We start from the raw sequence: 23,895 nt of genomic DNA, 5'->3' as shown, positions 1-23,895 counted from the left end.
CCTGCATTCATGCTTAATCAGCTTCAGCACCGGACTCAACTCAGCTCACTTCCCGTCAAAGCCGCGAAGACATCCGCGAGCGTGGCTTCCCTGCTGTGCAGGCTGATGAGCTGTCCTTCGGACAGCAGCTGATACACGCGATCCTTAGTGATTTCTCCTGACAGCGGCCAGGATTCACGTGCGACCCTGGAATCCTGCCAATATTCAGCGGCTAACTCTGCCTTCCCGTATCTCTGCTTCAGACGCTGCGGCCGATCAAGCGCTACCAGTCTGCCGCCGTGCATGATGCCTACACGGTCACTTAGCTCTTCGGCTTCGAGCATATCATGGGTAGTCATCACAACAGTCGTGCCTTCTGCTTTGATTCGTTGTATGTACTCTCTGATTAACGCCGCTGAATTCGGGTCCAGTCCGCTGGTAGGTTCATCGAGGAACAGGACTGCGGGATTGTGCAGAAGACTCCTGGCAATCAGCACACGCTGCTTCCACCCTTTGGATAAGCTGCTCACTCTGGCATGCTGCCGCTCCTCCAGTTGAAGGCTTTGCAGCACCTCATCAATTCGCTGCCTGGATACGCCGTACAGATCGGCGAAGAGGTTGAGATTACCGCGGATCGAACTGCGCATGTAGAGATTAGGAAGCTCAAAGACGACCCCGATTGAACTATGAATTTTCTTTTTATGCTGTGAAATATTCATTCCATTAATTAATATTTCACCTTCACTGGGAGTGAGCAGTCCGGTCATCATACGGATTGTTGTTGTTTTGCCGGCGCCGTTTGGACCGAGGAATCCAAAGATCTCACCTTGCTCCACGGTGAATGACAACCGGTCAACGGCCCGCCTACCCTGATATAGTCTGGAGACCTCCTTAAGCTGAATCAATGGCCTAACCACCTTTGCTTATAGTTTGCCTTATCCAAGCTTATTCTTATAAGCAGATGAACATCCCTCCGGCATGATATTTATAACATTCACCTTAAGCTCCTGCGTTTCCTGTGATGGGAGAGCGGAGATGTGACAGGCCGATGGATTCATTTGCCGGGAAAAGGGTAACTTAGAATTATCAATCTCTTACTAACCAAAGGATGGGATCCTATATGGAACAAAATGTACAGAAGCTTATCGATTGGCTGGAGTCGCCGGAGCATGCAACCCTGGTGATCAAGAAGCAGGAGCTGGATGATCTGGATACTGTTCACTTTAATCTGGACACGGTAGACTACCGCAATGCCGAGGATGTCCTTGATGAATACCTGGGCAGTGCACTGATTCTGCGGGGAACGGGAAATACACTCAATGCAGACGGTGAGCTTGTGCCGCTTCCGCAGCCTAATTATGAGATCGCAGTAAGCGGGCTGAAGCTGAATACAATAGCTGAGGATAATGTTGAACTGGAGACGGACAGAGCGAAATATTCGCTGGCTTTGAGCTAAATGCTCTAGTACTGCAGGGAAGTTGAGCGCGTCTTGTTATTTCCCCTCTACTTGAGACACATACAGGCCATGGGTGAAACACACCCATGGCCTTACACACGTCTATGATTCAAATATAAGAATTTACTAGCTGATCTATGCTTCTTCCCCGAGAATCTCGACTTCCGTCTCCAGCTCGACATCGAATTTATCCTTGACCGTTGAACGCACATGCTGAATCAGTCCGATGTAATCACTGGCCGTGGCATTATCCGCATTGACGATGAATCCGGCATGCTTGCGCGATACCTCCGCTCCGCCGATGCGGGTACCCTGCAGGCCGCTCTCCTGAATCAGCTGGCCGGCATAGCGGCCCGGCGGCCGCTTGAACACACTGCCGCAAGAAGGATATTCCAGCGGCTGTTTGGATTCCCGGAGATAGGTCAGCTCATCCATGGAGGATTTGATCGCAGCAGGATCACCCGGCTGAAGGGCAAATCTGGCCTCCAGCACAATATACTCTCCGCTGGCAAAGATACTTTTGCGGTAGCCCCACTGAAGCTGGTCACCCTGCATAGTAATTAGCTGTCCGTCCTTATCAATCACAAGTGCACTTTGCAGCACATCCTTAACCTCACCGCCGTAAGCTCCGGCATTCATATACAGCGCCCCGCCTACCGTTCCGGGGATGCCGCAGGCGAACTCCAGCCCCGTAAGCTCCTGCTCCAGCGCATATCTTGAAGCATCAATAATCTTCGCCCCGCACTGCGCGTAGAGCAGTCCGTCCCGGATGCCCATTTCCGTCATGTCAGAGGTCTGAAGCACAATACCACGGATGCCGCCGTCACGGATAATGACATTCGAGCCGTTTCCAAGTACAGTAAGCGGAATATTATGATCCTGCGCATATGTATATATTCTCTGAATTTCATCGTAGGTTGCCGGAGCAGCCCAAATATCCGCTTCCCCGCCCATGCGGGTATACACCAGATGCTTAAGACTCTCATGATGCTTCAGCGAGCCTGCGGTGACCAGCTGCTGCAGGTCTTTATATATGTTGTCTATATTCATACTTCATGCTCCTAACTCTATGGAAATGATGATCGTGATCGTCTGCCTGCCTCAACTGTCTGTGCATCGCGGCAACCACAACTTTAACAACGAACAGGCTCCCTTGTCAATGACAGGAGCCTGTTTGGAAGCTGCATACAGCATTATTATGTTTCATCATTCCCGATTATAACCTAACTCCCGGCCGCAGCACGCTCTGAGCGGAATTCTTCCCTTCTCGCTGCACGTTCCTCTTCTTTCATCCGGGGGCAGGTATAACATAGACGGCCGCCTTCTGTCCGGTAATACATACAGCAGCGGTTGCGCATCTGTACAGTCTGCTCCGGGTCAGCGATCGATTCAATTCTCCGTACCTTCACATGAAACGGATTCCGGGGCATCTGGAATACTTCAGCAGGCAGTTCATCTTTCAGATAGCTGTAATCTGCTTCAATCTGCTTAAGCACCGCAGGATCAGTAATTCCGGCTGCAAAGGACTCCACATAATAATTGAATTTGGACGGCATCTGTCCCCAGACCTCACCAAGTGATAAACCGCTCACCTGTGAAATACAGCGTACCAGAGGCCCGGCAGTCTCTTGATAAAAGCGGGCAAACACATCATTTCGCCACGCGTCCCTGCTCTGCTGTTCCTCAGGAGCCTGCTCGGTCTTCCACACGTGAAGGGAGAAGGCAATCCGGCAATATCCGTCTGCCGGAATGAGATGAATCCCCAGATTCGCTAGGCTGAGCCCAGGAACGAAGGAGAATCCTGTGACTGAATACTGAACCGCAAGCGCCAGATTGGACATATAGCCGCCGAAATATGCCGCAACTGCTTTATCGTCCAACGCTTTCATTAACGGCCCGTAAGTGTCTACAAATGCCCTCATACCCTGCTCATGCACCAGTTCAGCCGCAGCGAAGGAGTGCAGAGCCCCCTCCGGCACCGCAGGATGCAGGTCAAACTTGGTGGTGAATTCCTGAATCAATTGTTCGTTCATTGCACTGCCCCTTTCCGCTCACTAGTCCGCACAGCTCGCGCTTATAGTCCAGCTGCCTTGTACGCGGCCAGCTCGTAAGGAAGGCACAGCGGCACTCCGGTACGCGGATCAGGCACAATATCGGCTTCAATGCCGAATACCTCGCGTAGAACTACCGGTGTCATTACGTCAACCGGCGCCCCTTCACTGATCACATTACCGGATTTGATCGCTACCATATGCTGTGCATAACGGGAAGCATGGTTCAAATCATGTACCACCATGATAATCGTCCGGCCTTCTTCTTCATTCAGCTTCTGCAGCAGCTGGAGCACCTCCAGCTGATGGGCCATATCCAGGAATGTCGTCGGTTCATCAAGGAACAGAATATCTGTCTGCTGCGCCAAAGCCATGGCAATCCAGGCCCGCTGACGCTGTCCGCCGGAGAGCCGGTCAATCGGGCGGTCATGGAATTCTGTCATACCGGTAACTTCGATTGCATTAGCAATGATGCTGCGGTCTTCAGGCGTCATGGTGCCGAAGCCCTTCTGATGCGGGTAGCGGCCGTAACCCACAAGCTCAGATACAGTCAGACCGTCAGGCGCAGTAGGATTCTGCGGCAGAATCGCCAGCTGCTTGGCCACCTCTTTGGTGGACAGGTTATGAATGGATTTGCCGTCGAGCATGACACTGCCGCTCTTCGGCTTCATGATGCGCGCCATCGTCTTCAGAATAGTTGATTTACCTGAGCCGTTCGCACCAACCAGCGCTGTAATCTTCCCTGTCGGAAGTGACAGGTTCAGCCCCTTCACAATCAGCGCCTCTGCGTATCCGATACTCAGCTGTTCTGTATTCAAACGTTCCGACATGATACTCACTCCTCAGAATTTTAATTTTTCATGATAACTTCGCTTATGAATGCCTATGTTAAGCCTTAGATTTTGCCAAAAGATATAAAAAGTACGGGGCGCCGATGATTGCCACCACGATACCTGTAGGTATCTCTGTTGGCTGCAGAATCCAGCGCCCGATAGTGTCTGCGGTGAGCAGCAGCAGCGCGCCTATCAAAGCGGCTGCAGGCAGCATGATCTGATGACGCGGGCCTACAAGTCTGCGGGCGAGATGCGGTGCAATCAGTCCGACAAAGCCGATGCCTCCGCTGACCGAAACGCAGGCGCCTGCGAGAGCCACTGCAGCAGCCAAGAGCAGCAGACGTTCCCGCTCCAGCGGCAGCCCAAGTCCCTTGGAGGTTTCATCCCCTAGGTTCAGTACGTTAAGCACCCGAGCTTTGTAGAACGCGAACGGCAGCAGAATCAATATCCAGGGGAGCAGTGCCAGCACGAATCGCCAGTCTCCGCCCCAGATTTTACCGGCCAGCCAGATGGCTACGAACTGATAATTCTGCGGGTCCAGTCTCAACGACAGGATCAGCTGAAAAGCGTAAATGCCGGCACCTACGGCAATACCGATCAGGATCAGGCGTGTCGGCGAGAGTCCGTCGGCTCTCCGGTAGGAGAGAAAATAGATCAGTGTGGCCGTAAGCGCGGCACCTGCCAGCGCCAGCAGCGGAAGAACAAAGATGGGCCCCGCCGTGGTTGCCGGGACAAATGAAATGAAGATCAGCACTGCAAATCCTGCTCCGGCGTTAATACCTAGAGTTGAAGGTTCGGCAAGAGCATTGCGCGACAGGCCTTGCAGAATAGATCCTGATACTGCGAATCCCGCCCCGATGAGCAATGAGATCACTATACGCGGCAGCCGAAAATCAAACAGAATCAGGTTCTGCTGTTTGGTTCCTTCACCGAGCAGAGTATGTAGAACATCAAATGGTGATAAGCGCATGAAGCCGGTATTCATACTGACAATAAAAATAATGATGATAAGTACAGCAAGCAGCATTAGAATACCGGCTTCTCTGGTGCGGCGCGATTTCGCTGAGGGTACAGACATGGTCCTGTTCATTACAGCTCCCCCTTGCGCTTGCTGGCCAGATAGATGAAGAACGGTACGCCGATTACTGCAATCAGGGCACCTATTGGTGTTTCATAAGGCGCATTAATCATTCTCGCAGCGATATCGGCAAAGAGGATCAGCACGCTCCCGAGTACTGCCGAGCAAGGAATGATCCAGCGGTAATCCACCCCCACCAGATAACGGGTAATATGCGGAATCATTAATCCGACAAAAGCAATCGGCCCCACCGTCGAGACTGCCGCTCCGGCAAGAATGACCACAATGATCATCCCTGCGGTCTGTACCAGCCGTGTGCGCTGCCCCAGTCCTGCGGCAACATCCCTTCCCAGGCTTAACAGCGTGATGGAACGCGAGAGCACCAGCGACCCGATAAGCGCACATGCAACCCAGGGGGACATAATCTTGAGCTGTGTCCAGTTGGCTCCGCCAATCCCTCCTGCCATCCAGAACGCGATATCCTGGGAGAGGTGATACAGAATGGCGATGCCTTGGCTGAGCGCCAGCAGCATGGCACTGACCGCAGCACCCGCTAAGGTCAGGCGTAGCGGTGTCAGCCCGCTATGGGACAGCGAACCGATGCCGAAGACTAAGAGCGATGCCACAGCTGCTCCAATGAAGCAGTAGATCATGATATACATGAAAGACAGCGAAGGGGCAAAGGCGAAAGCCAATGCCAGGCCAACACCGGCTCCGGCGTTAAGTCCCAGCAGCCCCGAATCCGCCAGCGGATTCCGGGTCATCCCCTGCATGATCGCGCCGGCAACAGCAAAACATGCACCCACCAGCGCTCCGGCCAAAGCGCGGGGGATCCGCAGCTCCCGGATGACCTGATGCTGTCCCAGCTCCGGATTGAAACGGAAGACAGCTTCCCATACAGTAGCCAGCCGGATATCTGCCGCTCCTACCGATACAGACAGCATCAGCCCGAAGACGATGGCGGCTATTCCGAGCAGCAGGATCGTAGCTGCAGCCACCGGCCGCGACTTGATGGGTTTATCCTCTGCAGCCGTAGAAGGATTGAGGTTAGAACGTGTGGATGAAACCATAAGCCGTCTCCTTAACAGGATTATTACTTGCTTCTAATTGATTATCATTCTCATTATCGCAAATATATGAATATTGTACAAGCAGATAACGCGTAATCTATACTGGACGCCCTCATCTATCGCTCCATTTAAAAAAGGTGCAGATCATCGTATCCGGGGATACAAGGACCTGCACACTCTCTACCGGCAAAAGCTGATTACCGGCATTTGAACGCTGCTTATTTTACAAGACTGCTCAGAGCATCATCAATTGTTTTGGAGTTAGCTATAGGACCGCTGTACAGCCAGCTGGTTGATCTGCCAAACTCATGAACATTCCCCGCCTTAACAGCCGGAATCCCCTTCCAGATCGCGCCATCCGTAACTTCAGCAGCATCCGCCCCGTCACTGTTCACAAGGATGATATGATCTGCAGTCAGCTCAGACAATTTCTCAAGTGAAATGGGATTCCACGTTGCTCTGGACTCTGCAGGAATTTCGGTAACCAGATTCGGAAGCTTCAGGCCAAGGTCACCATACAGGACTGCCCCGCTGCTGCGGGTTTCATCTACTATATAGAAGTTCTTGGATACCAGCCAGAGGATGGCAACAGACTCATCGCCGATCGCAGCAGAGATTTTTGTTTTGGCTTCCGCCGCTTTTTGATCATAGGCAGCAATGGCTGCTTCAGCTTCCGGCGTTTTGTTCAGTAGCTCACCGATCTGGAGCAGCGATTTGCGCCAGTCTTTACTGATTTCATCGCCGAGTACATACGTAGGTGCGATTTTGTTCAACTGATCATACAGACCGTTCTGGACTGTGCCTTCCGATTGTACGATGTGGAAGTCCGGTGCAAAACTAGTTACGGCTTCGAGTGGAAGGTCATAGCTGATGGTTGGAACATCCTTAAGCTCAGCTGCGAGGTAATCCTGAGTGCCGTTTGTCACGGACCATTGGGCAACCGGAGTCACGCCGAGTGCGACCAGATAGTCTTCCAGATAAGAAGCAAGCACACGCTGCGGGTTCGCAGGGATAGTGACTTTATGTCCCATGGCATCCGTTACTGTTTGGTCTACCGCTGGGGCTGTCGTTTCTTCCGGTGCAGTTGTAGCTTCTGCAGTTGTTGCAGGTGCCGTAGTTGCCGCTCCTCCGTTATTGACTGCATTGTTATTCCCGCATGCGGATAGTAACAACGTCGTGGTCATGAGTCCGGCCATAGCCAGCTTCATGCTTGTTGATCTTTGCAGGTTGAACGAAAACATATAATACCCCTCCTGTATATACATTCATTATTGGTCAAAGGTGATTGTGGCCTTCGCCTCACATAAACTGATGATATTGATTCTCATTCTCTCTGTCAACTAAATTATCTGGTTCCATGTACACTCACACTGCGCATAACAAAAAACGGCTGCTCCCGCAACCTGCGGAAACAACCGTTATACATATAAAGGGTATGTCTATTTGTGCAAATGATACGGCACAGTTGCTATAACGATATCCTTCTGATTCATCAGATAAGAGCGGATGAACAAGCTGGTCTGATTATGCAGAATCGCCTGCCACCAATGCTTCGTAACAAATTGCGGAATGAGTACAGTAATATGGTCTGTTGAAGCGGTTTTCCACTCCACCGTATCGATGAATTTCACCAGCGGGCGGATGATGCTGCGGTAACGCGAGCGGAGTACAATCAGGCGAACCCCAGGGTTCCACTCTTCCCACTTCTGTTCCATTTTGTGAATCTCTTCTTCATCGAATCCGACATATACAGCCACCACATTCTCAGTCAATGACTTCGCATAGCTGATTGAATGCAGTACCGCGCGGGTGACACCGGCAACAGGTACAACCACTGTGCTTCCTTTAATGCAAGGTTTATCCGTAGCCGGACAAATGCGCAGCTGATCGGCAATATTCATATAATGGCGGTGAATCCGGTGGAACACGATGATTACAAGCGGCAGGAAGATGAAGGCCATCCATACACTCGAGAATTTAGTAATAATGAAGATGAGCGTAATGGTCAAGGTTGTGAGCATGCCTACTGTATTCACTGCGAATTTGCTCTGCCAGCCCTTAGGCTTGGTTCTGTACCACTGGACCATCATGCCAAGCTGTGAAAGGGTAAACGGAATGAATACCCCAACGGCGTATAATGGAATCAACCCTTCGGTATTACCGTGAAAAGCGGCTACAAGCACAGCCGACATTACGCCGAGGAAAATAATGCCGTTGGAGAATCCCAGCCGGTCTCCGCGTACCATGAAGGCGTGGGGTAAATATTTGTCTTTGGCGAACATGAATGCCAGCAGCGGGAATGCCGAATACGCTGTATTCGCCGCCAGGAACAAGATTACTGCGGTGATGCCTTGGATGAAGAAGTACAAACCGCCGCGGCCAAAGGTAGACTCGGTAATCTGCGACACAACCGTTGCTTTCTCGTTCGGCATGATACCGTACCAATAAGCCAAAAGCGTAATCCCCGTGAACATAGCCCCGAGAATCAGACCCATAAGCACCAGTGTTTTAGCCGCATTTTTCTCAGCCGGTGCTTTGAAGTTAGGGATCGCATTAGATACAGCTTCTACCCCGGTCAGTGCCGAACAGCCGGAGCTGAAGGCCTTAAGCAGAAGGAACATACTGACATTCGATACCGCCGAGCCGATCTCAGGAACCTGGGCATGAGCACCGCCGGTTGCATACTTGAAGACTCCCGCGATAATCAGCACAAAGATGGAGACGACGAACAGATATACCGGAATGGCTATGAATGAAGCTGATTCAGTAACCCCCCGCAGATTGACAATCGTTAAGAGCAGAATGACAGTAACCGCTATAAGTACACTATGATTATGAAGACCCGGGAACGCTGATGTGATCGCATCCGTTCCCGCCGAGGCGCTTACCGCCACCGTTAAAATATAATCCACCAGCAAAGAGCCTCCGGCAAGCAAGCCGGTATGAACCCCGAGATTAGTTTTGGCGACAATATAGGCGCCTCCGCCCTGCGGATAAGCAAAAATGGTCTGCCGATAAGACAGGATTAAGATGACCAGCAGGCCCAATACGGCTAATGCAATTGGCAATGAGTACCAGATAGCTGTGAAGCCTGCGGCCACGAGTACAATTAAGATTTGTTCTGTTCCGTAGGCTACAGACGAGAGCGCATCAGAAGACAGGACAGCCAGTGCTTTCACCTTGGATAACTTTTCATGATCGAGTTCGTTCGACTTCATCGGACGCCCGATCAATAGTCGTTTTACCTTGCTTACCATTGTAGTAACATTTCCTCTCTTTGTTAAGTTGAAACGGCAGTACCGCGCGCTGTTTTCATAAGTGGATTTCATAAATGCAGGCACAGAAATAGGCATACGGAAATGATCCGCATGCCTTGAGTGCATGGTCATTATCCCACTATTGCTTACGAGGTTAGCTGGCGGATTCGGGCTGTGGTAGCCCTACGGTTTTCGAGTCTGCTGACCCGCTTCCGATTCACCCCGTTGGCACTCGGCCAAGTTTGGTTCCCCCGTTTTTCCTTCCGGAAAATTCAGCGCATATTCAACTTCTCACAAGGACTAATATTAATCTACAATGACTCTTCCGTAAAGCGTTGAAACAAATGAAAAAAGAATGAAAAACAACCAAAACAACCAAATCCATGATCCGGTATGTCTTGATCTTTCATTCTCTTTCATTATCACTTTATCGCGTGATTTTACAGCATTTCTGCTTAATAATTTACACTCAATTTAAGGGAAATAGTTACTCTTCATTCTGCCTGACGGCTTCTTACTCACCTGCATCCTCTTTACGCCCTGTCCATAGCAGAATTGTGATTAATGCGAACGCAATGAGTGCCAGCAGCGGGATGGTGATGAATCCGAAATAATTCAGATAATCCGTGTTGCACGGGACACCGATTGTACATGGAAGCACCTTGCTAAGTGCCGGAATTTTCTGCTCTGCGTAATGATAGATCGAAATGCTTCCGCCAATCAAACTTAAGGGCAGCACATAAGGGATAATGCGCTTATCCCCCCGGTAAGTGGCGATTCCGAGCAAAATAAGCTGCGGGTACATAAATATCCGCTGAAACCAGCATAGCTTGCAGGGCTCATATTTCAGCACTTCACTGAGATACAGACTGCCTGCTACAGCAACAACCGAGACGAACCAGGCCAAGTAGAGACAATTCCGGCGGCAGAATGCAGAGAATTTATTCATTGTGCAGCCACAGCTTCCGCAGCTACCTTGATTTGAGCATCAATTTCCTCCATATTAAAAGGTTCATTCACCTTGACTCCATTCACAAACAGTGATGGCGTGTTGGTTACACCGGTGTCTGTGCCAACCTGGATATCTCTCTCCAGTTCGCTTTCATAGGTCTTGTCTTCAATATCCTTACGCAGCAGGTCGAAGTCAATGGGCAGTTCTAATTGCTGTGCCAGACTTACCAGGAAGTCCGGTGTTGCCCACTCCACCTTTTCTTCACCCTGGTTAGCATAGATGGCATCGAAGAATTTCCAGAAAGCCTCTTCATTCTGATGATATACGGACAGTGCCGCTAGTGAAGCTGTTCTCGAATCTGTACCAATAAAGGCCAGGTTGACGAAGTAAAAGGCTGCTTTATCCTGATTGACATACTCCTGAACGATTTGCGGTTTAATCACCCCGGTGAACTGGGCGCAAGCCGGACATTTGTAATCGCCGAATTCAACGATTTTGACTGGAGCATCTTCTTTGCCCAGCCGTGCCATTTCACTGTAATTGAAGTCAACGGGAGCCGCAGCAGATCCTGTGGTTGAGCCGTCCTTCGAGGCCAGCATGAATAATCCCACAAAAATAATAACGACTAACGCCACTGTACTCACGATCAGGATTCTCGTTTTCTGCTTCTGCTGCTCCTGCTCTGCCCGGCGTTTCTCCTGCTTGCTCATCTGGGGAAGCGCGACATTGTTCTTTTTCGGTTTGCTCAAAGAGAGTTCCTTTCTGTCCATAGGACTTTCGTGATAAAAGATAAGTTACTTTAAAATTATATAATTAAAGTTCTCTCCTTGGCAAACTCTACATTATACGGCTTTGGTAGTCGCAGGCACTCCGCTGTCTTCATTTTCTTGGTTGTAAATCAGCTCCGGCGATAAATCCAGCGACTGTAGCACAATTCTGAAAAAGAACTGGGTCCCGCCGCCCGGCGCCGGTTCCGCCCATATTTCTCCCTGCATAAGCTCCACCAGCTTCTTGCAAATGGCCAATCCCAGACCGGTACCCGGATATTTACGCGTGTGGGAAGCATCCACCTGGGAAAAGGATTGGAACAGCAGCTGCAGCTTATCCGGCGGAATGCCAATGCCCGTATCATGCACTTTGAATTGCAGCGTCTCAGACGCTCCCTCCAGGCCGCAGGACTCAACAGTAACTGTAACCGCTCCCGAAGGAGTGAATTTCACCGCATTGCCGATTAAGTTAACCAGGATCTGACGGATCCTTGCAATGTCTCCTACGAACTTGCCGGGAAGCCCCTCTTCTACAGACAGCACAAACGACAGTTGCTTGTCTCTGGTGATCACTTCGAACAGATCCATACACTCCTGCAGCAGCACATTCAGCTGAAACGGCTCCTGGTTCAACACGAGACCCTCTGCTTCCAGGCGGGAAATATCGAGAACATCACTCATTACATGGAGCAACGCCTGGCTGCTGGTACTCTGCAGCTTCAGCAGCTCCAGATGCTCGGGCTTGCTGATCTCTTCGGCCAGCAGCTGATTGATGCCGATAATTCCGTTCAATGGCGTACGGATTTCATGGCTCATTGTCGCCATAAATTCGCTTTTCATCCTGGCTGCACTCTCTGCCGCGTCCCGGGCTTGAATCAGTTCATGCTGGTACTGCATCAGGGCAGTGACATCCTCGGCAACGATATAGACCAGCTGTTGCTTATTGTGAAGCAATGGAAACACCGTTACGCTGCAGATCATCTGCTGGCCGTCCCTGGTGATTACCTTCAGCTCCAGCTTGGAGGACTTCCCTTGGGAGGCATTGCGCACAGCTTCCTTGACTGCGGCTTCATCCCTGGCACTGTACAGGATGTTCTTGAATTCCCCCAGTTCTTCTCTTCCGTATCCCGTGGTATACCGCAGGGAAGGATTAGCACTGATGATCTTCTTAAGGGCCGGATCAATACATAGCACCATATCCGGGCTATGCTCGAACAAGGCCATATAACGCTGCTCATTAAACGCTGCAAAGCGGAGTACATGCTGCCGGTCCCTATAGAGCAGGCCAAGCACAATCATCACAATGAATAAGAAGGAACCGCCCAGAATGATGCCCAGCAGTGATTCATCCAAGAGCGGAGCGCGACCTGTATACAAGAATGAGTCTACTATTGTGAAGGATGCACCGGCCATTGCAGAATAATGTATTCCTGTGAACACTCCGGTCAGGGTTAACACGAGCAGCAGTTTTTTGACACTAAGCATATTGTAGGCATTCTCCAGCCATTTCGGGTCGTAGGATGCAGTAATGACAGGGACAACCAGGGCGAATAGGATAGACAAAATAATGGAAGAGAACCCTTGTTCATACGTTGCCGATAGCTTCATCGCCAGAATGCCGCTGAAATGCATGATCAGGATTCCGCTGCTGAACAGCATACCGCCAAGACCCAGATAGACACGGCTGCGGGTATGGGGGTTGCCGAGCATTACGAACAGCATATAAGAAGCAGCCACAGGAATGATCAGCGAGAACACAAGCAGCAACAGATCATACGATACCGGAACTCCCAAATCCATCGCCCGCATTCCGATAAAATGCATACTCCACATCCCTGTGCCCAGCACTACAGAGATAAGCAGAATATAGAGATTCCCCTTGCGGCCACGGAGCAGCCGTTCCGCCAGATCAAGGGCTGTGAAGCACGATAGAAATGCTATAGCAACAGATAAGAGGACAAGCAGATCATTGTAATGATTCGGATGATGCTCCATAGCCTCTCTCTCCCTTCATGAACATTAAGATATTGCATTTCACCTATTTACACTAACCTTACCCTGGGTGAATCCAGTCGAATCGTAGATTGTGCCTAATGGGACAGACAGTTTTTGCCTAAGCAAAGCGCCACCAGAACAGGAGCCCCTGTATGCAAAAAAGCACAGCGCTCTGTAATAGCGCCATGCTCTTGTCTATTCGTAACCTATGCTCCGGCTTCCTCCGTCAAAAACTGCACCTTCAGCAGCTTAATCCGGGAAATCCGCTTATTATCGGTCTCTTCAACCACGAATAAATGGTTGTCGAACTCCACCGTCTGGCCTTTTTGCGGAGGATTGACCTCCAGCTTGGAATACAGCCAGCCGCCTATCGTATCGTAATCATCCGTCTCCATATGGATTCCGAGCGTATCATTGATCTCCTCGATCAGCATCAAGCCGTCGATTGAGAACTCATCCTCCCCCAGCTTCTCGATGCCGGGACGTTCCTCGTCGAACTCATCCTGAATCTCTCCTACAATCTCTTCCATAATATCCTCCAGAGTAACCATCCCCGAGGTACCGCCATACTCATCAATCAGGATAGCGATTTGGGTCTTGGCACGCTGCATGACCTTGAGGAGGCTGCTAATCTGAATCGATTCCGGGACAGTCAATATCGGACGGATCAATTCGTTATACTTGGGCGCATTATCTCGGATCATATCCTTGATATGAATGAAGCCGAGAATATGGTCCTTGTCTCCGTCGCAGACCGGATAACGGGTTCTCATTCCGTCAAAGGCAATTTCAAGATTCTCGTCCGTCTCCAGATGTGTGTTGAGACAGATCATTTCCGTGCGCGGAATCATGATTTCCCTGGCCATCGTGTCGGCAAATTCGAAGATATTGTCCACCAGCGTCATTTCCGTATTGTCGATCAATCCGCTTTTGTTGCTCTCCTGCATCAGAATGCGTATTTCTTCCTCTGTATGTGCTGTAGCCAGCTCCGATGCCGGCGCCAGACGGAAGATACGCAGCAGCCCGCGTGCCAGGCCGTTAACCACCCAGATGAAGGGATACATGATCCGGTAAAAAACATTCATCGGACCCGCGGCAAGCAGAAGGACAGCCTCCGCTTTATTTACCGCAATGGTCTTCGGGGCAAGCTCGCCCAGTACAATATGCAGAACGGTGATAAACATAAAGGCAATGATAAGCGAAACCACAAAAACAGTTGTTTCTCCGAAGCCAAGGTTCGTAATAATAGGCCCCACAATCGTAGCAATTGCCGGTTCTCCGAGCCAGCCCAGCGCAAGCGAGGCAAGCGTGATGCCAAGCTGACAGGCCGATAGATAACCATCCAGATTATGAACGATTTTTCGTGCGGCAGGGGCTCTCTTGCTGCCTTCTTCAATCAGTGAATCGATGCGCCCGCTGCGCACCTTCACCATCGCATACTCAACCGAAACAAAAAAACCGTTAAGCAGCACAATCAAAATAATAAGACCTACATTTAATATACCGGGTAAAGGGTCGCTCAATTTATACTCCTATCCGCCGTTTCCTGTGCAGGCGGATAGGCCCACCTCCTTCGTTTGTTCAAAATGTCAGACTGGATCATGCCGACTGTTCCTTTCCGTATCAATTTCCCAATGCCTTCATCTCCTGTACATAAATCACGGATTATAAATAATACTTTTATTATATAAATATATTAGGTGAAACAGCAAGCATGCGTGTCCCCTCGAAAAATACAGCATATGTGCGCACGGTAGCAAAAGAAACGGCTGACCGCCTTTAAACAAAGGTGGACAGCCGTTTTTGCGTTATTCTATGGATAAATGGCCAGAAAGCTTATCGGCAGCTCCGTACAACCGCCGGATTTCCGATAACTCCGGGATATTGATAGACAAGCGGCTCTTCAAAGGTGGCATAATCGAAGTTGACCATGAGCAGCACAACCCGCTGTCCGGTCGCCCGGTCGCTGATAATAAGATGGTCGCGGCCGGCAGCTTCAAGCACACCCGTGTAGACCTTGGCGTTCCAGTCTTTGTTATTCTCATAGGTAAAGTAGAAGGTGCCGACCTTGCCAAGGTTGAGTCGGAAGATGTTCTCTACATAAGACTGTTCGAACACCGGTGCAGTTGTTGAGACCACGGTTCCGGCTGGCGTCATGGGGCTGCCGCTGGTGACCTGTGGCGGCATGCTGCTCATAGTACCCATCGTGCCCATGGTGCCCATGTTTCCAATGCTTCCCTTGTTGCTCATGGCACCCATAGTATTCATCGGGCCCATGCCGTTCATGTTGTTCATGTTGTTCATGTTGTTCATATTGCTCATGCCACCTGCTGGGTTGCTGCCCATCGTATAAGTAACGGGACGGTAGGGTTGAACGATCATTTACGAATAACCTCCTAGAATTTAGATTAGCCTTCACTTAAGTAATGTGACCATTGGCTTCTTTCAGATCCAGCCCGGGAGCCCAGGCTACTGCATGCAGCCGCTGTAAGCCCAGTCCTCTCCTGGCTGGCGGTACCTAGAATAATGACGGGCAATCCACCTGGGTCGGCGTGAAGAAGCAGTGTGCCTTGTAGCGGCCGGTGTTCTGCTGATTGTACCAGTTGGCCGGACAGGCCCCGACAGGCCGGAAGAACCACAGCGCATTGGATGCAGGCCAGGTTCTTTCCCCTGCGATAGCGCGTTTTGCCAAACGGATATCGGCCTCCCGTGCTCGCTGATAGAAGTACCCCTTCTGCGGGGCTTCAAAGCCTCCCGGACTCTGGTACACCATATCATTCACACTGCGGATGTTGTTGAAGTCCAGACAGTTACCGAGAATCCGGTTGACCCCGACATTGCCGACCATCAGCATGCCTGACTCCCCATCCTCTTCGGCCTCCGCCCGCATCAGCCGCGCAAGCACCCTTACATCCTCCGAGTTCGTTTTGATGACGGCCACGCGTTCTCCTCCTTGTAATCACTTCATTGACAGTTATGGAACAAAGCTGTAACGCCAAGCATCCGCTGTTCTTTACTGCTCGCTGTATTGTATGTGCATTCGCCTAAGAGGTGACAGTCCCCGCCCAATTTCCTGAGGGTCTACAGCAATACGTTGGTATACCGTGAATCCCTGCTTTGAGCCTGAGGCCAGACACAACCCAAATACCCCCTTGCACCGATTACGATAACAAGAGGGTACTGCGTAATGCTTTTCAAATAATCTTCACTCTATCAATAAACAAGCCTGTTCACTACTCTGCAGTGGAGTAATGCGGGCGCCGCTGAAAGCCATGATACCTTGTACCCTGATATGTCAGCACCCCCCTGTCCCCTTCAGCACTCATGCCATATTCATGGCCGTCTACCTTGAACTCTCTGCGGACGCCATCCTCCGCTTCATACGTCAGGTAATAGGTTGTGCTGGTACGGCTGCTCTCATCCTGTGCCTGCTGCTGGCGGACTTCACTGCGCTTGCTTACAATGCGGGCGGGTATGGACTGCAGGGGGGCATTATTGTTCCGGCTCCACTGAAGCAGTCCTCTGCCTGCAGACACAGCGATAATCCCCACGACTACAGCGAGGAATATCGGCAATACCGTTCCTGTAAAATCAAACATCCAGGATGGATCCGGTCCCGTTCCCATGGTCTCTTCCCCCTTATTCCCATCTGGTTAGATTCCCTGCGCTTGCAGGTCTTCTGTACATGTATATGCCTCTTCCCTTCAAGACAGCATAACAAATGTGTAATAACCCCGGCTGCTCCGGAAGAATCTTCACTTGCGATGATGACAGCACGCCAAAAAGACCACCTAAATCCCCCTATATCCGGGGACCTAAATGGTCTTCATTATACCAAGTGAGGCGATCACATTATGCATGTACGAGGTCTAGCAATTGTCTGGTTTCGCTTGTTTCTTCCGGCAGCATACCGCTATCTGCCCAGCAAGCTCTGCATTGTTCTTCCGTTTCACACAGGTGAGCATCGGCACAGTTGTAGCACAATTGCAGCAGGTTTCTTGTCATATAATCCGTTTCAAATGTTTTCATAATAATCTCTCCTCTTCGGGATGAAAGTTTGTGAAAAAATGAACTTGTTCTCTATGTGTTAAATATATCACAGGAGTGAAAGTTTGTCATGTGATTTTTTTCACATTTTTAAAGAAAATTTTAAATAAGTTTTTTCCTTATATTAAGAGGGCTTTGCGGCCGTATTCACAAAAGAAAAGGCTGCCCGCTAATGCGGACAACCTCTTAATTACCTTTACATGACCCGCCAGCTCACTCCGCCATTCGTAGTCTGCAGCAGGATAGATCTGCGGTCCTCTTCTTTCTGGATCAGCAGCCAGCCTACATCCTCAGAGATGAATTGCAGCTTCACTACTTCCGGATATTCCAGCAGCTTGGACTGCAGTACACTGCTGGCCGGAAGTACCGTCCAGGTCTGTCCCTGATTCATCGTCTTGTACAACAGGTTCCCCTCTAAAGACCAGCCCGCCTGCGAGCTGAGGAATTCAGGTGCCACATGCCGGTTAATTCCCGTCATCGCCGGCCGGCTGAGGCTGATGAACTTCCAGTTCTCTCCCCCGTTTGCAGTGAAATAGCCGTTGTAGGTCATGCTGGCCTCTTTCTCTTTTTGACACCCTACAGACAGCCATCCGCTTGTATGATCCGTACCAAAGAATTCAGGTTCACCGGCAATGACCCGGTCACAGCCTCCAAAGCTCTCGTTAACCAGAAATTCAGAGCCTGCCGCCCAGGTTGCGCCTCCGTCTTTGGTGACATATATCTTAGGCAGTGCCCCGGTCTGCAGTGTTACGAATCCTCGGCTTCCGTCCTTAAATATCATTCCGGTCGTAACGCCCGGCAGCGGAATTGTATTGTTAGGGAGATTCGGATTATACTGTTCGTTCTGCATGACCAGGGCCCAGGTAGCACCGCCGTCCTGCGTAGCATACAAGGCTTTGCTCTCTTTGGTGGAGCTGGCATCCCAGGAAGTCATCAGCCAGCCATGGGTCGGTGAACTGAAGTAGAACGAAGACAAGGTATTGGTGTCAGGAAAAGCAGAAACTTTCCAGGTGTGTCCCCCATCTGTCGTGCGCAGCACCACGGTCTCGGTCGTGCCGAAAGAGCTTCGTATAATCCAGCCGTTGCTTGGATCGGTGAAGAAAATCTCTTTGCCATATACCGGGTTGCTCAGAAACTGTACAGTCGTAGCCGGCGAGATATTGGCCCAGGTTTTGCCGTTATCAAGGGTCATATACATGCGCAGCTCATTTTTGGTGACGCCCCAGGCTATTCCCGCTGACGGGTTAAGCAGCCTGAAGTCTGTCAGCCGGGTCTGAATCTGATATTTCGGGGCATTCTCATTATCGACGTTCTTGGCATCCGGTGTGATGACCGTAATCATCTGCCCTTCTTCCGGCGCTTCCGTCGGCTGCGGGGGCTGGGAAGGCTCGGGAGCGGGAGCAGAAGAACAAGCCGAGAGAATAAGTAAGGTCAGGAGAAGCAGCAGCCCCCTTCTCAGAACCTTGTAACCTGAAGCTGTGGATGACAATGCTCTCTCTCCTCTTCCCGTTAATCCGTTATTTCTATTTCTTCGTATTTAAATTACTGCGTTTGTATCCGTACAGACCGTAGATTAGCAGTCCTACCGCAAGCCAAATCAGGAAGCCCATCCAAGTTTCTCTTCCCAGATTATACATTAGATACCCGCAGGCCGCTGCACTAAGGAGCGGAATAAAGGGAACCCAGGGAACCTTAAAGCCTCTTCTGAGATCCGTTTTCGTACGGCGGAGCACAATAACACCCAGCGAAACCACAAGGAAGGCGAATAAGGTCCCGATACTGGTCAGATTGGCCAGCCGGTCAAGCGGGACGAAGCCGGTAAGAACAGCAATCAGTCCGCCGACCATCCATGTGCTGCGCACCGGTGTATGTGTTCTGGGGCTGACCTTGGACAAGCTCTGCGGCAGCAATCCGTCACGGGAAATAGCAAACAGCAGACGGGTCTGTCCGAACAGCATTACCAGCAGCACGGTAGTCATCCCGGCAATCGCACCTACAGAGATCAGACCGGCAATCATATTCTGGTCAACGAACCGCAGGGCGAACGATACCGGATCACTTACATTGAGGTTCTGATATGGCACGATCCCTGTAAGTACTAAGGATACAGCGATATAGAGCACGGTACAGATCGCAAGCGACGAGATAATACCGATCGGAAGATCGCGCTGTGGACGCTTCACTTCTTCCGCAGCAGTCGAAATGGCATCAAATCCGATATAGGCAAAAAATACGGTTGCCGCACCATTCACTACACCATGGAAACCAAACGGCAGGAATGGCGTCCAGTTCTCCGGCTTCACATAGAACATACCGGTGACAATAAACAGCAGCACCACTGATATTTTGATCACAACCATCACTGCATTGAAACGGGCGGTCTCCTTGACCCCACGTGTCAGCAGGTAAGAAATAAGCAGGATAATAATAACTGCGGGTAAATTAATAATGGTTCCTGTATCTGCATTATACGCCCCTGACAAAGCGGTGGGCAAATGAATGCCGAAGCCTTCCAGCAGTCCCTGGAAATAACCGGACCACCCACTGCTTACCGCTGCTGCGGCTACGCCGTATTCGAGCACCAGATCCCATCCGAGAATCCAGGCCAGCAGTTCACCGAAGGCGACATAGCTGTATGCATAAGCGCTGCCGGATACGGGCAGTGTAGAAGCAAATTCGGAGTAACACAGTGCCGACAACACACAGGCAAAGCCGGCGATAATGAAGGATAGCACAAGTCCGGGGCCTGCATGCTCCGCAGCAGCCACTCCCGTCATTACAAAAATTCCGGTGCCGATAATGGCCCCTACACCGAGCATGGTCAGATCCATTGCACCCAGTGTCTTGCTAAGTTTCTCCGCTCCGGTATTCTCTGGAATAGCCAGCGGTTTTTTGCGGAATAAATCCATTCTGAAATTCGCTCCTGTCAAATGGTTGAGTGGATAATAAGAAATACATTGTTAGCATGCCCGTTTTGGGGTAATGGATTAAAAGTGGACAGCTTGAAAACACTATTCCTAGAGATTATGATGGATAAGATTGGACCGTAAGTGGAAGCGGCTTTGCCTTCCTTCTATAGGATGGTACCGTTTCAGCAAGAAATATAAGGAGGAATGATGGTGTTTAACACATAAACCCTTATATTTCAAAATTCGAAAGCTGGAGGAGATCTAACAATGGCCCCATTTAAGCCCAATCGTGTCGTAGTGATCGGCACCGGTGCAGTCGGAACAACGACAGCCTATACGCTGCTGCTGCGTAAGCGCATGCCCGAACTAGTACTCATCGATGTGAACCATCAGAAGGCGCTTGGTGAAGCGCTGGATATGAACCATGGCATGCCATTTGTCGGCGGTGTGAAGCTGTGGGCCGGCACCTATGAGGACTGCAAGGAAGCGGACATCATCATCGTCACTGCCGGAGCCTCCCAGAAGCCTGGTGAAACCCGGATCGACCTGCTGCGCAAGAACATCTCGATCTTCAAAGATATTATCCAAAAAATCACGAAATACAATCATCACGCTATCCTGCTGATTGCCACAAATCCGGTCGATATTCTGTCCTATGCCACCTTGAAGATCAGCGGCTTCGACCGCAGACGGGTTATCGGTTCCGGTACTGTACTGGACAGTGCCCGCTTCCGATACCTGATTGGGCTTCATAAGGAAATCGATCCGCGCAGTATCCATGGACAGATCATCGGTGAACATGGCGATTCCGAGCTGCCGGTCTGGAGTCTCGCCAATGTCGCGGGAATTGATCTGGGCTTCGATGAAGCGGAACGTAATGAGATCTTCGATGACACCAAGAATGCCGCCTACGAGATTATAGATGCCAAAGGATCTACCTCCTATGCCATCGCACTGGCTCTGGACCGGATTGTCGCTTCCATCCTGAATAATGAAGGCTCCGTCCTGAATGTATCTACACTGCTGAACAATTACAACGGCGTGTCAGATGTGTTCCTCGGTGCTCCGTGTGTCGTAGACCGTTCCGGTGTGCGTGAAGTGCTTGACCTTCCGCTCAGCAACGAGGAGCAGCTTCTCTTCCAGCAGTCCGCAGATAAGCTCAAAGGTGAGATCGCCAAGCTGGAGCTTTAATATCAGCGCATGGACAAGCCAGCCGCCAATCCGTTTGGGATTGGCGGCTATTTTACTTATAGGAAGAGATTCAAGATACAGACTCTGCTTCTTCTCCAGCCGCCTTACCATCAGACGTGCGAAGACGCGTTAACCAATTAAAGTCAAAATCGCCGTCCAGCTTATCAACTTATTTTATCCATGGTTTAATCGTTGTGTCTGCGACTTCGAGGCTTGTCCCTCTGCGCCTTCTACTCTGAATAATAACCCCTTCTCATGGTAGCAATTCACGGCGGTGTTGTCATTATAAAAATGCACATTCCGTGTGATTTATGCGTTATGTTTTGAACAATAGTTCATAGTGTGTATTGACGCTGTTAGCCCCAGGTTCACAAATCACCGCTGCCTGTCTTATACGGCATACCGATCTGCAGTCTGGACATAGCTTCTTCCTTCTCACGGTTCGTAATATGTGTGTATACAGTGGTCGTCTGGATCGAGGAATGGCCCAGCAGCTCCTGCACCGTGCGCAGATCCGCTCCCTTGCGCAGCAGCATGGTGGCAAAGGAGTGCCGCAGCTTATGGCTGGAGTACGGCCGGCGCTGGGACGAAGGCACTTCACTCTGGAAGCGGCTGAATGTATCCGCAGCAATCCCTTGGATGCCGCGGATGGAGAGCCGGCGGCCTTTTTGCGAGATGAACATCGCCTCCTCCTTGCTGTGCCAAGGATTAAGCCGGTCCGTCAGCGCCTGGTCAAGATACGGGGCAATATCCTCAGGAACCGGGACGTTGCGCCATTTGCGTCCTTTGCCGAAGACACGCAGTGAACGTCTCTCTACATTATAATCACTCTGATTCAGCGTGTGTACTTCCCCTACCCGCAGCCCCATATACGACATCAGCAAAAAAACAGCCAGATTGCGGCTTCTGTATTTGCCGTCTACCGCTGACAGAAACCGCTGCAGGTCTTGTTCATCCAGATAGACAGGCTCACGGTTTTTTTCGGTTTTGGACTTCTTGATTCCGGAAGCCGGGTTGATATTCAGCAGCTCCAGCTCCGTCAGCGCCTTGAAGAGGCAGCTTATTGACGCATGCTTGCGGTTTCGTGTCGCATCACTTACCCCGCGTTCCCGCACCGAAGTCAGATAGGAGACAACCTGCAGTTTTTTTACAGTACCCAGCTCCCGTCCGTTCAGACTGCCCAGAAATTCCCGTACATCAGCAAGATAGGATTTCTGCGTATATGCTGTGTAGCCGGCGTCCTTCATCCAGATCAGGAAGGCATCCAGCTCTTCTTCATATTCAAGCTCCGGCTCATTCATGCCCTGTGCTCCTCCTCTTCCCTCCACCTTACAGCATGCTTCTGCACCGTTCCAAGAAACTCACTTAACGCTGGGGATTTCCACTTTTTGCTGTGATATGCAATTTGGGTCGCTACCCGCTGTGATTCATCATTCCAGTTCAGCCTGCCCAGCTTGCCTTCCGCCAATTCCCTGCGGACCGTAATCATCGGCAGGAATGAGATACCGAGTCCTGCCATTACGCATTGCTTGATCGCTTCAATGCTCCAGAACTCCAGATTCGGATCGGGGAATACTCCATAACTGTTCAGATGCCGCTCAAATAAGGTGCGGTAGGTGCAGCCTGTTTCCGTATGCAGAATCGTAACATTTTTAAGATGCAAAGGATGTACTTCTTCCAATTCCAGCAGCGGGTGATCGAGCGGAGCGACCAGCGTCATGACTTCATGGATCAGCGTGTCACAGTACATCTCCTTATATTCCGTCTCCGGTTGGAGAAGAAAGGCTAGATCAAGCTCTCCTGAGCGGACGAACTCCGTCAGTTCCCAGCAGGCTCCCGGCTTCAGCGTAATCTGCACCTGCGGGTGCCGGCTGCGGAATTCCTTGATAATGCCCGGGAGGCGGAAGGCCGCCAAAGATTCAGGTGCACCAATCCGCAGCGAACCGGATATTTCCGTCTCCGACCGCAGGGCGTTCTCGGCCATCGTGTGCATCTTGGAGATTTCCTGGGCATACGGCAAGAGACGGCGGCCGGCATCGGTGAGAATGATCTTTTTGCTGATCCGGTCAAACAGGGGCTGCTCCAGTTCTGCCTCCAGCGCCTGTATCTGTGCGGTAATGCTGGACTGGGCGTAATCAAGCTTCTGGGCCGCGCGGGTAAAGCTGCCGGTCTCAACTACAACGAGAAAGGTGAACAGATGCTTAGACTCCATAGTACCTCCTTCAACCTATCGGTTATTCGAATCGATTCCATTCGATAATTCCGTTTTTCCAATGGATCTATTATCTGATACTCTATATTTAAATACAA

The 23,895-nt window shown here is 50.8% G+C and carries 22 protein-coding genes and 1 riboswitch; of the genes, 2 read left to right on the top strand and 20 right to left on the bottom strand.

What is annotated here, in order from left to right; all coding sequences use genetic code 11:
- Window positions 1-35: 35 nt before the first annotated feature.
- The gene (locus MKX70_RS21085) at window positions 36-884 is read right to left on the bottom strand and encodes an ABC transporter ATP-binding protein (RefSeq protein ID WP_052416461.1); all 849 of its coding nucleotides are present in this window, start codon (window positions 882-884) and stop codon (window positions 36-38) included.
- Window positions 885-1,099: 215 nt separating this feature from the next.
- Here MKX70_RS21085 and MKX70_RS21080 point away from each other — a divergent pair, with 215 nt between their 5' ends.
- The gene (locus tag MKX70_RS21080; protein ID WP_042236754.1) at window positions 1,100-1,435 is read left to right on the top strand and encodes a hypothetical protein; all 336 of its coding nucleotides are present in this window, start codon (window positions 1,100-1,102) and stop codon (window positions 1,433-1,435) included.
- Window positions 1,436-1,570: 135 nt separating this feature from the next.
- On the opposite strand, the gene murB is transcribed toward MKX70_RS21080, so the two are convergent.
- The 17 genes from murB to MKX70_RS20995 all read right to left on the bottom strand — a co-directional run bounded on the left by murB (window position 1,571) and on the right by MKX70_RS20995 (window position 20,394).
- On the bottom strand, window positions 1,571-2,485 hold the full coding sequence (gene murB, locus MKX70_RS21075) for a UDP-N-acetylmuramate dehydrogenase (RefSeq protein WP_042236756.1): 915 nt from the start codon (window positions 2,483-2,485) through the stop codon (window positions 1,571-1,573).
- A gap of 173 nt (window positions 2,486-2,658) precedes the next feature.
- Window positions 2,659-3,468 carry a (2Fe-2S)-binding protein gene (locus MKX70_RS21070; protein WP_042236759.1) on the bottom strand — a complete coding sequence of 270 codons (810 nt, stop codon included), beginning with the start codon at window positions 3,466-3,468 and terminating at the stop codon, window positions 2,659-2,661.
- 41 nt (window positions 3,469-3,509) lie between these two features.
- Window positions 3,510-4,316 (bottom strand): ABC transporter ATP-binding protein, encoded by an 807-nt coding sequence (locus MKX70_RS21065; RefSeq protein ID WP_042236762.1) that lies wholly within the window; start codon window positions 4,314-4,316, stop codon window positions 3,510-3,512.
- Window positions 4,317-4,374: 58 nt separating this feature from the next.
- Window positions 4,375-5,397 carry a FecCD family ABC transporter permease gene (locus MKX70_RS21060; RefSeq protein ID WP_042242642.1) on the bottom strand — a complete coding sequence of 341 codons (1,023 nt, stop codon included), beginning with the start codon at window positions 5,395-5,397 and terminating at the stop codon, window positions 4,375-4,377.
- 11 nt (window positions 5,398-5,408) lie between these two features.
- Window positions 5,409-6,467, bottom strand: a complete 1,059-nt coding sequence (locus tag MKX70_RS21055) for a FecCD family ABC transporter permease (protein WP_042236764.1) — start codon at window positions 6,465-6,467, stop codon at window positions 5,409-5,411.
- A 218-nt stretch (window positions 6,468-6,685) separates the two neighbouring features.
- Entirely contained in the window at window positions 6,686-7,708 is a 1,023-nt protein-coding gene (locus MKX70_RS21050) for an iron-hydroxamate ABC transporter substrate-binding protein (protein WP_081956558.1), read from the bottom strand.
- Between the two features lie 198 nt (window positions 7,709-7,906).
- Window positions 7,907-9,724, bottom strand: coding sequence for an APC family permease (locus MKX70_RS21045; RefSeq protein ID WP_042236765.1), 1,818 nt, complete (start codon window positions 9,722-9,724; stop codon window positions 7,907-7,909).
- Window positions 9,725-9,852: 128 nt separating this feature from the next.
- Window positions 9,853-10,012: riboswitch (cyclic di-AMP (ydaO/yuaA leader) on the bottom strand.
- A gap of 226 nt (window positions 10,013-10,238) precedes the next feature.
- Window positions 10,239-10,673, bottom strand: a complete 435-nt coding sequence (locus MKX70_RS21040) for a disulfide oxidoreductase (RefSeq protein WP_039298958.1) — start codon at window positions 10,671-10,673, stop codon at window positions 10,239-10,241.
- Window positions 10,670-11,425, bottom strand: coding sequence for a DsbA family protein (locus MKX70_RS21035; protein WP_052416467.1), 756 nt, complete (start codon window positions 11,423-11,425; stop codon window positions 10,670-10,672). Before MKX70_RS21035 ends, MKX70_RS21040 begins: the two co-directional genes overlap by 4 nt.
- 93 nt (window positions 11,426-11,518) lie before the next feature.
- A complete protein-coding gene (locus tag MKX70_RS21030; protein WP_052416469.1) occupies window positions 11,519-13,438 on the bottom strand; it encodes an ATP-binding protein in 1,920 nt (639 codons plus the stop codon).
- A gap of 206 nt (window positions 13,439-13,644) precedes the next feature.
- Entirely contained in the window at window positions 13,645-14,961 is a 1,317-nt protein-coding gene (locus tag MKX70_RS21025; RefSeq protein ID WP_042236768.1) for a hemolysin family protein, read from the bottom strand.
- Window positions 14,962-15,274: 313 nt separating this feature from the next.
- The gene (gene gerQ / locus MKX70_RS21020) at window positions 15,275-15,688 is read right to left on the bottom strand and encodes a spore coat protein GerQ (protein WP_231637903.1); all 414 of its coding nucleotides are present in this window, start codon (window positions 15,686-15,688) and stop codon (window positions 15,275-15,277) included.
- A 268-nt stretch (window positions 15,689-15,956) separates the two neighbouring features.
- A complete protein-coding gene (locus MKX70_RS21015) occupies window positions 15,957-16,379 on the bottom strand; it encodes a cell wall hydrolase (RefSeq protein ID WP_042137747.1) in 423 nt (140 codons plus the stop codon).
- Between the two features lie 292 nt (window positions 16,380-16,671).
- Window positions 16,672-17,064 (bottom strand): DUF2500 domain-containing protein, encoded by a 393-nt coding sequence (locus MKX70_RS21010; protein ID WP_042137749.1) that lies wholly within the window; start codon window positions 17,062-17,064, stop codon window positions 16,672-16,674.
- A gap of 226 nt (window positions 17,065-17,290) precedes the next feature.
- Window positions 17,291-17,467 carry a hypothetical protein gene (locus tag MKX70_RS21005; RefSeq protein ID WP_197072938.1) on the bottom strand — a complete coding sequence of 59 codons (177 nt, stop codon included), beginning with the start codon at window positions 17,465-17,467 and terminating at the stop codon, window positions 17,291-17,293.
- A 214-nt stretch (window positions 17,468-17,681) separates the two neighbouring features.
- A complete protein-coding gene (locus MKX70_RS21000; RefSeq protein WP_042236770.1) occupies window positions 17,682-18,974 on the bottom strand; it encodes a WD40/YVTN/BNR-like repeat-containing protein in 1,293 nt (430 codons plus the stop codon).
- 34 nt (window positions 18,975-19,008) lie between these two features.
- On the bottom strand, window positions 19,009-20,394 hold the full coding sequence (locus tag MKX70_RS20995; RefSeq protein WP_042236772.1) for an APC family permease: 1,386 nt from the start codon (window positions 20,392-20,394) through the stop codon (window positions 19,009-19,011).
- A gap of 267 nt (window positions 20,395-20,661) precedes the next feature.
- Between MKX70_RS20995 and MKX70_RS20990 the strand changes: the two genes are divergently transcribed.
- Window positions 20,662-21,585, top strand: a complete 924-nt coding sequence (locus tag MKX70_RS20990) for an L-lactate dehydrogenase (protein WP_042236775.1) — start codon at window positions 20,662-20,664, stop codon at window positions 21,583-21,585.
- Window positions 21,586-21,953: 368 nt separating this feature from the next.
- Here the strand turns inward: MKX70_RS20990 and MKX70_RS20985 are convergent, their stop codons facing one another.
- Both MKX70_RS20985 and MKX70_RS20980 read right to left on the bottom strand, forming a co-directional pair.
- Complete coding sequence (locus MKX70_RS20985) at window positions 21,954-22,886, bottom strand: tyrosine-type recombinase/integrase (RefSeq protein WP_042236777.1); 933 nt, start codon at window positions 22,884-22,886, stop codon at window positions 21,954-21,956.
- Window positions 22,883-23,797, bottom strand: coding sequence for a LysR family transcriptional regulator (locus tag MKX70_RS20980; protein WP_042236779.1), 915 nt, complete (start codon window positions 23,795-23,797; stop codon window positions 22,883-22,885). Before MKX70_RS20980 ends, MKX70_RS20985 begins: the two co-directional genes overlap by 4 nt.
- Window positions 23,798-23,895: the final 98 nt, after the last annotated feature.

This window comes from Paenibacillus sp. FSL R7-0312 (genome assembly GCF_038004445.1).
Lineage (GTDB): Bacteria > Bacillota > Bacilli > Paenibacillales > Paenibacillaceae > Paenibacillus_AQ.
The sequence above is the reverse complement of the archived record's forward strand: the minus strand, read 5'-3'. Positions and strand labels throughout refer to the sequence as shown.